This is a genomic window from Trichocoleus sp. ST-U1, from assembly GCF_039961835.1.
Taxonomy (GTDB): Bacteria; Cyanobacteriota; Cyanobacteriia; order Cyanobacteriales; family FACHB-T130; genus FACHB-T130.
In genome coordinates this window covers 25,194-37,961 of record NZ_JAMPJZ010000026.1, presented here as the reverse complement: position 1 = coordinate 37,961, position 12,768 = coordinate 25,194, and the positions used below count along the sequence as shown (strand labels likewise).

General features: G+C 47.1%; 12 protein-coding genes. 9 read left to right on the top strand and 3 right to left on the bottom strand.

Annotation, left to right across the window (positions count from 1 at the left end; all coding sequences use genetic code 11):
* Positions 1–2: 2 nt before the first annotated feature.
* Positions 3–1,688 (bottom strand): iron uptake porin, encoded by a 1,686-nt coding sequence (locus NDA06_RS12000; protein ID WP_190985490.1) that lies wholly within the window; start codon positions 1,686–1,688, stop codon positions 3–5.
* Between the two features lie 216 nt (positions 1,689–1,904).
* Between NDA06_RS12000 and NDA06_RS11995 the strand changes: the two genes are divergently transcribed.
* The 5 genes from NDA06_RS11995 to NDA06_RS11975 all read left to right on the top strand — a co-directional run bounded on the left by NDA06_RS11995 (position 1,905) and on the right by NDA06_RS11975 (position 6,973).
* A complete protein-coding gene (locus NDA06_RS11995) occupies positions 1,905–2,882 on the top strand; it encodes an aldo/keto reductase (RefSeq protein ID WP_190985491.1) in 978 nt (325 codons plus the stop codon).
* 258 nt (positions 2,883–3,140) lie between these two features.
* Positions 3,141–4,175: a multicopper oxidase domain-containing protein gene (locus tag NDA06_RS11990; protein ID WP_190432673.1), complete on the top strand. Its 1,035-nt coding sequence runs from the start codon at positions 3,141–3,143 to the stop codon at positions 4,173–4,175.
* Between the two features lie 97 nt (positions 4,176–4,272).
* The gene (locus tag NDA06_RS11985; RefSeq protein ID WP_190985512.1) at positions 4,273–5,304 is read left to right on the top strand and encodes a helix-hairpin-helix domain-containing protein; all 1,032 of its coding nucleotides are present in this window, start codon (positions 4,273–4,275) and stop codon (positions 5,302–5,304) included.
* A 24-nt stretch (positions 5,305–5,328) separates the two neighbouring features.
* Positions 5,329–5,763, top strand: coding sequence for a ferritin-like domain-containing protein (locus NDA06_RS11980; RefSeq protein ID WP_190410818.1), 435 nt, complete (start codon positions 5,329–5,331; stop codon positions 5,761–5,763).
* 241 nt (positions 5,764–6,004) lie between these two features.
* Entirely contained in the window at positions 6,005–6,973 is a 969-nt protein-coding gene (locus NDA06_RS11975) for an FTR1 family protein (protein ID WP_190985492.1), read from the top strand.
* Positions 6,974–7,290: 317 nt separating this feature from the next.
* On the opposite strand, the gene NDA06_RS11970 is transcribed toward NDA06_RS11975, so the two are convergent.
* On the bottom strand, positions 7,291–7,590 hold the full coding sequence (locus NDA06_RS11970) for a 30S ribosomal protein PSRP-3 (RefSeq protein ID WP_190410816.1): 300 nt from the start codon (positions 7,588–7,590) through the stop codon (positions 7,291–7,293).
* A 127-nt stretch (positions 7,591–7,717) separates the two neighbouring features.
* Between NDA06_RS11970 and NDA06_RS11965 the strand changes: the two genes are divergently transcribed.
* The 3 genes from NDA06_RS11965 to NDA06_RS11955 all read left to right on the top strand — a co-directional run bounded on the left by NDA06_RS11965 (position 7,718) and on the right by NDA06_RS11955 (position 10,536).
* Positions 7,718–8,551, top strand: coding sequence for a TIGR01548 family HAD-type hydrolase (locus NDA06_RS11965; RefSeq protein WP_190410815.1), 834 nt, complete (start codon positions 7,718–7,720; stop codon positions 8,549–8,551).
* 154 nt (positions 8,552–8,705) lie between these two features.
* Positions 8,706–9,179 (top strand): peptidoglycan-binding protein, encoded by a 474-nt coding sequence (locus NDA06_RS11960; RefSeq protein WP_242029116.1) that lies wholly within the window; start codon positions 8,706–8,708, stop codon positions 9,177–9,179.
* Between the two features lie 313 nt (positions 9,180–9,492).
* The gene (locus NDA06_RS11955) at positions 9,493–10,536 is read left to right on the top strand and encodes a WD40 repeat domain-containing protein (RefSeq protein ID WP_242030323.1); all 1,044 of its coding nucleotides are present in this window, start codon (positions 9,493–9,495) and stop codon (positions 10,534–10,536) included.
* Between the two features lie 289 nt (positions 10,537–10,825).
* Here the strand turns inward: NDA06_RS11955 and NDA06_RS11950 are convergent, their stop codons facing one another.
* A complete protein-coding gene (locus NDA06_RS11950) occupies positions 10,826–11,128 on the bottom strand; it encodes an RNA-binding protein (protein ID WP_190410814.1) in 303 nt (100 codons plus the stop codon).
* Positions 11,129–11,522: 394 nt separating this feature from the next.
* Between NDA06_RS11950 and NDA06_RS11945 the strand changes: the two genes are divergently transcribed.
* Positions 11,523–12,587: a WD40 repeat domain-containing protein gene (locus tag NDA06_RS11945; RefSeq protein ID WP_190985493.1), complete on the top strand. Its 1,065-nt coding sequence runs from the start codon at positions 11,523–11,525 to the stop codon at positions 12,585–12,587.
* Positions 12,588–12,768 lie beyond the last annotated feature (181 nt).

Here is a 12,768-nt window from a genome sequence, read left to right as displayed (position 1 = left end):
TTTTAAAAAGTAAATGTTGTTCGGATGGTGCCAATCACCAGATCGTCATTAGCCGCATTATGATCGGGAGCAGTGAGCCAGATAATCCCCGGTGTTATCGCGATGTTATCTGTCACCTGGTACTGATAGAACGCTTCTAGGTGCAATGAAGTATCTGAATCCTGAATGCCCAACTGGCTAAGGCTATTAGCCCGATTTGTCACCTTTGGTTCCATGCCAACAATCACACCTGCCAAATTGCCGGTTTTTCCCAAGTCAGGAAATGCCAACGTTAAAGCCCAGTTCCAGATGTTGGCATCTCCCAGCGCGATCGCCCTCGCCGCCGTGTAGCCAACCCATCCTCCGACGACAAACCGGGGACTAATCTGAAAAGAGGCTTCTACACCGTAGGAATTGCTAACAACTGGAAACCCTAACGGATTTAACTGATTATTCAGGTTGGCGTCATTGCTGCCAGTTTGCAGGTCATTTTTATAAGCGTGAACATAAGTTAATCCAATGCTGGCGCGATCGCTGGGTTTAAATAATACTTGTGCTAGTGCCCCATAAGAACCATTGAACAATCCGTTTCCAGATTCTGGATTATCAGCGTCACCGGCTAAATAGCCTAAGCTCAGTTCCAGTTTGTCGTTGAAAGCATGCCGAATCCCAATACCCGCCCCTTCAACCAGGTAGTAAATGGAAGGACGGGTTCCAAAGCGAGATAAGGCACCGCTGCCACCGTCGCCATCCAGGTAAGGGTTGACGGTATTCGTAAAGTTTTCTGCATCAGCGGCATTGGCAGCAACCACGACTTCTGTATTCTTGCCGACGGGGAACTGGTAAAGCAGCTCATCAATCACGACATCACTGCTAGTATCGCCCGTAAAAAACAGGTCGCCTTCTGGAGTAAGGGTACGTTCGGAAAGCGAACCCAATCCTTCAGCTTGCAGTCGAGTTCTCAGGATATCTCGACCTGTAAAGCTAGTTTCTAAGTTTAGGCGCGTCCGATGCCCAAAGATTGCCACGTCATCGATCGGCTTGCCATCAGCATTTTCCCCAGTTGCAACGCCTGCAACCCCAAAAATCGCTTCCCCAGCAAGTTTGGTCGTGGTGGAAAATCCAATCAGTTTCAGTTCCTCAGTCCGCGCTGTTAGTTCATCGACTTTCCCGCGCAGCAAGGCGAGTTCAAGGGTATATTCTTCTTTTAAACGCTCCAATATCACTAAGTCTTCTTTAGCAATGGCGTCTCCGTTCGCCACAGGCAGTACCTGGCTAATTCGGTTGAGGGCAAGATTTAGGGCAGCAGCGAATTCATAGCGGCTCAAGGCTCGATTGCCCCGAAAGGTGCCATCGGGATAGCCAGCAATGACCCCATATCGCTCTACTAAAGACCGTAGCGCCTCATATGCCCAGTCACCTGGTTGAACATCCTTTAGCTGGGAAACGTTCGTGACTTGGTTCATGCGGTCATCAACAGAGTCTTCCTGCGCCGAGTCTGGCTGAGCGTAGCCATCAATTTGTTCTAAAACGCTGGAGGATGACTCCGGGGGGTCATCGACGGGCATGACAACTTCTGGAGTGTCAACAGGAACAGGATTTTCTGGCGTTGTCGGAATTTCAGACGCGATCGCTTTCCCACTGACAATCAGGATTGCTCCTAAAACTGCTGAGCTTAGCCACTGAGAATTCCTGAGGATTTTGCACATCTCTACTCTTCACACCACTTAAGCTTCTTCCCCATTGTTCATTGTCAAATGCTTTCTAACATGAAGAGAGAGAAGATTTGTTTTATTTCACCCAGAGTATTGCGTCGTTGAAATTTCAGTAGCGATCGCATCCGATGAAACAACCAGAATCATTGCGATCGCAAGCAGGATTCGCTGCTAAAACAAAGAGTAGAAGCACTACTCTATAAAATCACCATGACACCGAAAACAACGCGCCGTGCTTTCTTAGCCACTAGCATAGCTGTAGCAGGAGGGATTGTCGGCACTGCGGCGTTGAAAGAAGAGCGGACGCCTGCGGAGTCATCTCCAACGCCGGTGACAGCGACCATGCCAGAACGGGAATTGGGAAGTACTGGGGTGCGTCTCCCGATTCTCGGTTTGGGAGGTGCTGGTCAGACACCATTATCTTGGGAAAATTCAGAAGAGAAAGCGATCGCGCTCGTTCAAAAAGCTTTAGATTTGGGCATTCGTCACTTTGATACAGGGGCAAGCTATGGCCCTAGCGAAGACTATCTGGGAAAAGTGCTACCTGCACATCGAAGTAAGTTATTCCTGAGTAGTAAGACGGCTATCCGCGACCGAGATGGGGCTTGGCGAGAGTTGGAGCGCAGTCTCAAACGTCTGAATACAGATTACCTTGACCTATGGCAACTCCATCATGTCTCTTTTGAGCAAGAACTAGACGAAATTTTTGGGCGCAACGGTGCAATTCAGGCTTTGGAAGAGGCAAAACAGCAAAAGCTGGTGCGTTTCGTTGGCATTACTGGGCACCACGAACCGGCAATCATTGCTGAAGGCTTGCGCCGTTATGCCTTTGACACAACACTTATTCCCGTAAATGCTGCCGATAAACACCATCCGCGTCCGTTTATCCCGGCGGTGCTACCCGTGGCGCGTGAGAAAAAGCTGGGCGTCATTGCCATGAAGGTTCCTGCTTATGGGCGTCTATTTAAGCCGGGAGTGTTGGATGGTATGCATCAAGCGTTGGGGTACTCGCTGTCAGTCCCAGGAGTCCATTGTGCAGTCATCGCCGCTGAGAATCCGGCACAGTTAGAGTCAAATGTTAAGGTAGCCCAGGCATTCCAAGCCCTGGCTGAGACAGCGATCGCAGAAATTGAGCAACGCACTGCTGCTGCTTGGGAGGATAATACTTTCTTCCGCGCTTGGACTTGATTGTTTTAACCGCAAAGGACGCAGAAAAATTCGCCCTCACGACGATTACCGAACCTCACTATCGAAAAAACGGCGATGAAAGTCGCACGACGCCTTAATGCTATGTATGCACTGTCAAAACTAGGCAAGCAATTTTACTAACGTTTATCTTGATTTACTTATTGAGAATAATTGACAATAAATGAACAGAGTTTTATACTCTTCTGGAATTATTTACAAACTTTCCTCAATTGATCGGCGCGAACCGTCGATCGTGTCATGCCGAAGAACCCACTACTATTACTACAACAAGGAAAACCTTTGAGCCGCCGCAAACTGCTGGCACTCGGATTAGCAGGAGTCGGTGTGACTGGTGCAGCGTTAGCCGGAGGTAATGCTTTACGCTTGGCTTTACCCGGTCTCAATAAAAAACGAACGCTCCCAGCAAGAGTGCCACCCGTTGCGAGCGATACACCCGCCGATCCGAGTGGCTTAAACCCCATGACGGTGTTGCGAGATTTTGATTATGGCACGATTAAGCAGGAAAATGGACGGGCAATCCGGGAATTTCGGATTGTTGCGGAGAATTCCATGCTACAGCTCAATAGTGCGGTTTCTTTTAACACCTGGACTTTCAACAATCGCGTACCAGGGCCAACATTACGGGCAAAAGAAGGCGATCGCATTCGCGTTCTTTTCCTCAATCAAGGTGGACATTCCCACTCGATGCACTTTCATGGCTTCCACCGTTCTGAGATGGATGGAGTGCGTCCGGTGCGCCACGGAGCCGCAACGATTTATGAGTTTGACGCAGAACCGTTTGGCGTGCATCTGTACCACTGTCACACGGAGCCTGTGACGCGGCATATTAGCAAAGGTCTGTACGGTATGTTTATCATCGACCCTCCTGAGGCTCGTCCACCAGCAGATGAGATGGTGTTGATGATGGCTGGCTATGACATCGATGAGGATCGGAAAAATGAACTTTATGCCTTTAATGGTCTGCCTGACTATTACATGATGCACCCGATCCCGATTTACCAGAATCAACTGATTCGCCTATACGTTCTGAACATGATTGAGTTCGATGTAGCGGCAACGTTTCACCTGCACGCCAATATGTTTCAGGTGTATCGCACTGGGCGCACTCTAACTCCCAGTGAAGAAACAGATGTCATCACGATGGGTACCGCTGAGCGGCATATCCTAGAATTTTCCTTCCGGTACCCGGGGAAATATATGTTTCATCCCCATCAGGATGAGATGGCAGAACACGGTTGTATGGGTCAGTTTGAAGTAATGGGTTCCGCTTAGTAGAAATTTTCGCAAAAAGTAGTTGATATAGTTTTGCAACTACTAGATAATAAACCCCGGAATCTGAATAAAAAAAATGTCTCAAAACTCTTCAATGATGCCTTCTTTTCGGTCTTTATCTTATACCGTGGCGATCGCTGGTTTAATCGCTCTCACCAGCTGTGGGAATGCCCCAACCACCGACAACACCGCATCCCCAGCAGCGAGTCCCTCGACCGCAGCTTCTTCCCCTGCAAGTACCACAGAAACGGCTGCTCACAATCACAGTAGTGGTAAGCAAATCAACATTAACACGGCTATTCTCTCCGAGTTAGACAAATTAGAAGCAAAATTAGGCATTCCAGCACTGTCTAATAAAATTCAAGCAAGTCGTCCCTACGGCAGTCCTGAGGAATTAGTTACCAAAAAAGTAATTAGCCAGGAGCAATATGACCAAGTGAAAGACATGGTCACGATTCAGGATGTGGTGCTAACTGGGGAAGCCAAAGACGTTGATTATATGACCAAGTTAGGCTTAATGAAAGGTCATCTCTTGGTTGCTAGAGAACTTCTAGATCAACAAAAACCCGACCAAGCCGAACCTCATATTGGACACCCGGTAGAAGAAATTTACGTGGATGTGGAAGACCAACTCAAGGAACGCAACGTTAAAGAATTTAAGACAACTTTGATTGGCCTGCAAGATTTAATAAAGTCCAAACCCAAGGATGCTAGCGTGAAAACAAGTTTCACTCAGTCCACACAGGCTGTTGACGCGGCAATTCAGGCTTTACCCGAAACCCAACGCCAGTCTCCAAAATTTGTGCTACAGACGATCAACGGGTTGCTGGATGCGGCGAATGCAGAATATAGAGCCGCGATCGCTAACGGCAAAATCTCCGCTGCGATTGAGTATCAAGACTCGCGGGGGTTTGTTAACTACGCCGACACTTTGTATAAAGGGATCGCCGATAAAATGGTTAAAGAAAATCCGGAAGCCCACAAAGCGATCGCAGACAGCATGACCCAGTTGAAAACTGCTTGGCCCTCCGCCATTCCCCCGGCTGCACCCGTAAAGACTCCGGAGGAAGTAAACCAGCTAATCAAGACAATTGAGAAGAACGCTCAAACTGCGATCGCGAAGAGTTAACCAATCTAGGACATCACCGAAAGCATGAAAGAGCTTGACCAAAAAAAGACTATTGACCTGCTGAACACCATCATGGAATTTGAGCTGGCAGGAGTGGTGCGTTATACCCACTATTCCTTGATGGTAATTGGCCCCAATCGAATTCCGATTGTGGAATTTTTCAAATTGCAGGCAACTGAGTCTTTGACCCATGCCCAACAAGCGGGAGAAATTCTGACAGGTTTAGAGGGACATCCTAGCCTACGAATTGCTCCCATTGAGGAGACTTATAAACATTCGGTGCAGGACATTTTGCGGGAAAGCTTCAATCATGAAAAGAAAGCGCTAGACCTCTATAAAACCTTGCTAGACACGGTTGCAGATGCCAGCATTTACTTGGAAGAATTTGCCCGCACGATGATTGGCACTGAAGAAATGCACACCATAGAAATCAAAAAGATGTTGCGTGACTTTAGCTAATGGGTAATAGGTAAGCAGAGTTTTGAGTTTTAAATGTTGAGCTTTGAGCTAGAAGAAAGTTCTAATTGCGGTTCTCGGTTATGTGAGGTACATTCTCAAAACTGAAAAGCTTGATAATCGTGAATTTTGGCGTACCTCACTAGTGCAATAACCGCGATCGCTCAAAACTCAAAACTCAGATGAGATAAACTCTTGCCTCTACAACCTTTTCCCAATTCCTTACTACCAATTACCAATTGTCATGGATTTTAGTTCTGCGCTACCGACCTTTGCGATCACCCTGCGGGAAGGAGTTGAAGCCGCCCTCGTTGTGGGAATCGTGCTGGCTTGCTTAAAAAAAGCCAAGCAGAGTTCCCTGAACCCTTGGGTTTATGCGGGTGTTGGGGCTGGGCTTGCCGCCAGTGCCGTAGTCGGCGTTTTGTTAGCCTGGATAGCTCAAGCGCTCTCGAAATCCAATCAACCCTTTGCACCCGTGCTGGAGCCACTTCTGGAGGGTGTATTCAGTGTAATCGCGATCGCGATGCTCAGCTGGATGCTCATCTGGATGACTCAACAGGCACGCTCGCTGAAAGCATCTGTCGAAGGAGCCGTTACATCGGCTCTGAGGCAAAAAGGGGGTTCGGGCTGGGGTATTTTCAGCCTAATTTTCATCGCAGTTCTGCGGGAAGGTTTTGAAACTGTTCTCTTTATCCTTGCCAAATTTCAACAAGGTTTAATTCCAGCTTTGGGTGCCTTGGCTGGCTTAGGAGTTGCTGCTGGGATTGGTGTTGCTTTATTCAAGTGGGGAATTCGGATTAATATCCGCCTATTTTTCCAGGTGATGGGCGTTTTATTGATCCTAGTTGTTGCAGGTTTAGTCGTATCCTCGTTGAGCCATTTTGACTCAGCGATCGCTACATTAGCTCAAATGGATCGGAAGTCAGAAGCTTTGTGTTTCTACTACGAACGGTTTGCTAAAAATCCCTCTTGTATTTTGGGACCAATCGTTTGGAATACGACCCAAATTTTTCCCGATGACAAGTTTCCTGGCCTACTTTTTAGCGCCTTGTTCGGATATACCGATAAGCTCTACGTCGTTCAAGCAGTCAGTTACCTGCTGTTTTTGCTGACTATTGGGGGCATTTATTTCCGCAGTATTACCGGACGCACCAGTGTAGCCGCGGCAAATGGTAAATCGGCACAAAAACCGATTAGCTATCGGCAAGAATAGCGCCAATTGCAAGATTCTAGAGATTGGTATAGAGGTAGTCATAGAAAAACCCGTTTTCTTCTCAGAAAACGGGTTTTTCTATGTTCGGATTGTGTTAGCGACATACCGATTGTCCCACCGCTTCAGGGTGACAGGAACAATACGTCCTTTGCAAAAATGAGCGATCGCCAGTTGCTAAGCAGGACAGTTTAGCCCTAGAAAAGAAATTGCTACCCTCTTTAGTCACATAAAGGTTAGCTTATCTCTCTTGCTCAACTCCGAAGTGCTTTGGCAGCAGGACAAAAGCATTAAACTCTGGCAGATGCACAGGAGAATTCTTAAGCACTACCTGTGAAGGCGACTTCTGGAAATTTTGCCTGAGCATCAGACATAGAACGGCGTTTGCCTTCTTCTTGCCAGTAGTTAATCACTTCTGTCGCTTTGTTGAGCAACGCGACGCGCTCTTGATCGGTAATCCAATGCTTGGCTTCCAACTCATTTTTTAGCTGTTCCCAAGCATCGTTCCGAGGCCAAAAAAAGTAAGATGTCAGAGGGCTGGTGCCTTTGCCTACTACTTGGTCAACTGCTAGTGCTACGTTCTCTTCCAGCCAGAGAACCTTTAAAATAAACCTCGACAATCACACCTCCAGGGAAGTCCCAGGCTTGTTGAATACTGTACAAACGATTATTTTACACCTAGGCGATCGTGGATAGCTATGTGTTTGCTCATCGAATATTTTAATTGGGATTGGGAGATGCTTTGCAGTGGTTCAAGAATCTAGTTGCCTAAGTTTAGTCGTTTTCGATATTGACGGTGTAGTGCGAGATGTTGGGGGATCTTACCGACGGGCGCTAGCTGATACTGTGGAGCAGTTTACGGAGGGTGCTTACCGACCAACCCCAGAGGAAATTGACCATCTGAAGTTGGAAGGGATGTGGAATAACGATTGGGAGGCATCCCAAGAATTGGTCTATCGTTACTTTGAAAGCGCTGGACAGAAAAGATCGCAACTAAGCCTTGATTATGACGTTTTGGTTGCTTTTTTCCAATCGCGGTATCGTGGGCCAGATCCACACCATTGGACGGGTTATATCTGCGATGAACCGCTGCTATTACAACCGAGCTATCTAGAGCAATTGACAGCGGCTGGGATTCCCTGGGGCTTTTTTAGCGGTGCTACCCGTGGATCGGCTAATTATGTCTTGGAGCAACGCCTGGGTTTAAAGTCGCCGTTGCTCATTGCGATGGAGGATGCTCCGGGTAAACCTGACCCAACAGGGCTGTTTGCGGCAGTACAAGCGATGGAAGAAAGATCGTCGGTTCCCCCCTCAACCCCGGTTATTTATGTGGGAGATACGGTTGCTGACATTTACACGATAGAAAAGGCGCGATCGCTTAGCGTCTCCCCAGGAGAATCGCTCCACCCTGACCGTCGTTGGATTGCAGTGGGCATTTTGCCACCCCACGTTCAGGAAAACCAGCAACAAAGGGATGCTTATGCAAATGCTCTCAAGGCTGCTGGTGCTGCTGCGATTTTCAGCAATGTACAGGAATTGACACCCGTGCAGATTTTACAACTGGTCAATTCACCAGAATGAGCGAATCGTGTAGCAGCGGGCGAGTGGGTATTGCTTCATACGAATGGGTGAGCGGTTAAGGTGAGTTTAAATACACCTAGCAGGGCGAAGGGGAAGCGGGGCTGCCATCAGTAGATTGGAACAGTAGAAACAACACTTCCCAGGAAAATTCATCATGCAATCAACCAATCAATTTGAAGCCATGACTCCTCAAGCCGCTGCTACCAATGCGATTAAAAAGCCAGTTCTGCGTAGAGGTTCCCGCGATCGCGCAGTGGTAGAACTCCAACAACTACTCGCTCATTGGGGCTATTATGCCACTCCTTTCGATGATGTGTTTGACCTCCCCGTCGAAAATGCCGTGAAAGCTTTTCAACACCGCGTCTTTCTAGTAGAAGATGGGATTGTTGGCGCTAAGACGTGGCAAGCTCTTTACTCTGGTGCCCCCGTTGATATGCCGGAACTGAGACTAGGTAGCCGTGGTGAAGCAGTGAAAACCCTTCAGAAAGTCCTACAGTTGATTCCCGATGGTATATTTGGGTCAATTACCCAGAATACTGTGAAAAGCTTCCAAAGCTCCCGTGGCTTGGTAGCGGATGGAATTGTCGCTTCTCGCACTTGGTTTGAGTTGAGCAAGCTACCTCACTAAGAAGTTGTTGCATCGGGATGTGGTGGCGCTCCTTTTTTACCCGCATCCCTCGTATCGAATTGGAACTTTCAACCAGCGCGATCGCTCTAGAAGTCCTAGGGCGATCGCTGTGTTTTTCGCGCTGGTTGTTTAATCAGGAGTTTCAACTGTGCAGAAAATCGATAAATTTTTACTCAGAATGCAGCTTCTGACCGCAGAGAGTGTGCGGAGCGGGTATCGCCATCTATATTAAGAAACGACCTGTAAAATTCTGCAATTACTGCCCATATTTCAGCAGATGTGCAAAATTTCTTCCCATTCGTCTGTTATTTCTATGTTTTCTGCTCAAACTAGGACTTTAGTCGGTACCATAGGCGCGATCGCCACAGTCATGGCTACGAGCGTTATAATTCCACCAAGCAACATCAAGGCATACGCAGCTCCAATCGATGCTTCTGTTGCAGTAGCGAACTTAAACGCTTGGGAAAACGCTCAACTAGAACGCACCCTCAGAGGGCATTCAAATTGGGTAAATGCTGTCGCCATCAGCCCTGATGGAACAACCTTAGCCAGTGGCAGTTCTGACAACACGATCAAACTTTGGAATCTTTCCAGCGGACAAGAAATTGGCACCCTTACCGGGCATTTCAAACCAATTTTCACAATTGCATATAGCCCCAATGGGCAGCTTCTCGCTAGCGGATCTCAGGATAATACAATCAAAATCTGGAATCTTGCTACAGGTCAAGTCATCCGCACTCTCAGGGGGCATTCTAGCTCCATTGATTCGGTCGTTTTCAGTCCTGACGGGCAGTTTATTGCCAGTGGGGGTAAGGACGACACGATCAAGATTTGGAATCTGACTTCCGGCGAGCAAATCTTAAGCCTCACAGGGCATTCTAATGGGATTGATGTTGTTGCCTTTACCCCAGATGGGCAGACCCTCGTGAGTGGTTCTGAGGACAAAACCATCAAAGTTTGGGATCTCTCTACAGGTCAAGTCATCCGCACCCTCAGAAAACATACAAATGCGGTTCATTCCTTGGCAATTACCCCAGATGGACAGACACTTATAAGTGGGGGTTTTGACAAAACTATCTACCTTTGGGACATGACCACATGGCAGCTCAAAGGTCGCCTGAGAGGGCATGCAGACATGGTTTATGCAGTTGCTATTAGTTCGGATGGACAGTTTCTCGCTAGTGGTAGCGAAGATAGAACAATTAAAATTTGGAGCCTAAAAACTGGGAAACAAATTACAACGCTGACGGGTGATTCTAGTGCAATTTATTCCCTCTCTATCAGCCAAGATGGACAGACGATTGCAACGGGTAGTTATGACAAAAACATCCGAATTTGGCGAACGCAGGGACTTTAAATTGAATAGCTAAAAACTAAAATCTGGGCTAAAAGCTTAAACCCATTGAAGCGAGTTTTAGCTTCCCCAGGAAAATTTTAGCTTGACCAATGCTATAAATGTCGCTCGTTGACGTGCATCTTGAATCGTCACACTTGAGAGGCATACCTGCAAAAAAAGGCTTAAGCATAATGCTTAAGCCTTTTTAAATTTAATACGAGTAACTGAAACTAATTGCGCTTACAAATTACTCAGCCCTTTTTGTCTCAGCTTTTTCAAGGAAAAACTAAAAAGGTTTAGTTTCTAAAGCTTAGTAGCGGCGAGAAAAGCTGTTGTTTCCGCGACCACCACCACCAGACGGGCCTCTATCTTCTTTGGGCTTCGCCTTGTTAACTTTCAAGTCGCGACCCATCCATTCAGCACCGTCAAGCGCTTCAATGGCAGCTGTTTCTTCAGCTTCTGTACCCATTTCTACGAAACCAAAGCCACGTAGACGACCTGTTTCCCGGTCAGTGGGTAGCTGGACGCGCTTTACAGAACCATATTCTGCAAAAACCCCAGTCAGGTCTTCTTGCGTAACTTCGTAGGATAGATTGCCTACATAAATAGACATAGATTGTCTCCAAAATCAAGGGGGTGTAGAGATTTGAATTTCGGAGAGAAGCCTGTCAAGACCAAAAGGAAAACACCTATCAATACTATAAACAAACACTGCAACCGAATTTATTCTCACCTATTACGGTAGCACAACAGATTCTGGAATGGGGCTTTTGGTATCTAAGTTTTCTCCAACTAATCTTTAAACTTTGACCGAGTATAGCTTCTAGCTAATTTCCCGGATTCGGAAAAGTCCGAGCGATCGCTTTCCTCGCGTATGCATACTTCTAAGAAATTTGCAACGGCAACATTACATAAATTTTTTAATTCTGGGCACACAGGTAAATCAACAACGTCTCAGTGTAAAGCAACACATTTTTGTAGTGTGCGTTGTTTCCCAATTTACTAAAATGACAAATCAGCAAATTTCCGCTAAGGTTTTCACGGCGCTGGTCGTCGTGGCAACGATTGGCGTTTCTGCAATGCCTATGTTTAAAGTAGTATCTCAGCCGCCTGTCATTCCATCTACCTTAACGGCTCAAATACCCACCAACACTTGGCAAAATGTGCGACCGATTCGCACCATCGAGGCTCATTCAGGGAGCGTGGGAGCGATCGCGATCGCTCCCAACGGACAGCTAATGGTTAGTGGTAGCGATGATGGCACGATCAAAGTATGGAATCCGAAAACGGGTCAACCAATTCGCACCCTAACTGGGCATACTGACACCATTTGGGCACTTGCGATTAGTCCTAATGGGCAAACCCTCGCCAGCAGTAGCGCGACCAACGATGGCTCGCTAAAACTGTGGAATTTAAAAACTGGCAAGGTAATCCGGACTATCACGCGGGATTGGTACGTTAAATCTCTCGCCTTTAGCCCAGATGGAGAACGCCTTGCGATTGGTAGCTGGAACACGACTGCACGGAACGCAGAGATTGAAGTGTGGAATGCACGCACGGGTAAATCGATCTATAGCTTCCAGGGATCTCCTCAGTCGAATTTAATGGTCGCCTTTAGTCCCGATGGAAAAACTCTCGCTAGTGGGAATGAAGACAGTACGATCCAACTATGGGATCTTAGGTCAGGCAAACCCATCCGCACCATCAACAATGGAGAGGCTGTCAGAGCGATCGCTTTTGGTCGAGATAGCAAAACCCTTGTCAGCGAGACTTATAACCAAATCGTCAAAATCTGGAATCTGCAAACCGGCGAACTCATCTCTACACCGATTAAGGATTCAGGCACCGTTTTCGTGAATGCTGTTGCTTTGCATCCGAATAATCAAATACTTGCAAGTGCATTAGGCGGATCGGAAGGCAGTTTAAATTTATTTGATTTGCAAACTGGTAGTGTAATCAATCCTCTTACAGGGTCTTTTAACGTTATCTCCTCACTCGCATTCACCCCAAACGGGCAGACTCTTGTTAGTGGTAATTTTGACGGAACAATTACCTTCTGGGAACCCCAATAGTTATACTGTTTCGCTTTTGCCTGAAGTGAGATTGGCATCGCTTCAGGCTCTATTTCCCTTCTCTTGCGTAGGAAAAGCCCGACTCTAGACACATTGGTTAAGAATGTTATCTGCGACCTTCTCTTAGCTCCCAATAAATTGGGGGTTAAAGGGATCGAAACGTAATGCAAATCACGTCAGA

Bases quoted from the DNA above. Each gene is read 5' to 3' on its own strand.
- NDA06_RS11960 (WP_242029116.1), top strand. From the start codon at position 8,706: ATGCAATCAACCAATCAATTTGAAGCCATGACTCCTCAAGCCGCTGCT.
- NDA06_RS11990 (WP_190432673.1), top strand. From the start codon at position 3,141: ATGCCGAAGAACCCACTACTATTACTACAACAAGGAAAACCTTTGAGC.
- NDA06_RS11995 (WP_190985491.1), top strand. From the start codon at position 1,905: ATGACACCGAAAACAACGCGCCGTGCTTTCTTAGCCACTAGCATAGCT.
- NDA06_RS11950 (WP_190410814.1), bottom strand. From the start codon at position 11,128: ATGTCTATTTATGTAGGCAATCTATCCTACGAAGTTACGCAAGAAGAC.
- NDA06_RS11980 (WP_190410818.1), top strand. From the start codon at position 5,329: ATGAAAGAGCTTGACCAAAAAAAGACTATTGACCTGCTGAACACCATC.
- NDA06_RS11975 (WP_190985492.1), top strand. From the start codon at position 6,005: ATGGATTTTAGTTCTGCGCTACCGACCTTTGCGATCACCCTGCGGGAA.
- NDA06_RS12000 (WP_190985490.1), bottom strand. From the start codon at position 1,688: ATGTGCAAAATCCTCAGGAATTCTCAGTGGCTAAGCTCAGCAGTTTTA.
- NDA06_RS11955 (WP_242030323.1), top strand. From the start codon at position 9,493: ATGTTTTCTGCTCAAACTAGGACTTTAGTCGGTACCATAGGCGCGATC.
- NDA06_RS11945 (WP_190985493.1), top strand. From the start codon at position 11,523: ATGACAAATCAGCAAATTTCCGCTAAGGTTTTCACGGCGCTGGTCGTC.
- NDA06_RS11985 (WP_190985512.1), top strand. From the start codon at position 4,273: ATGCCTTCTTTTCGGTCTTTATCTTATACCGTGGCGATCGCTGGTTTA.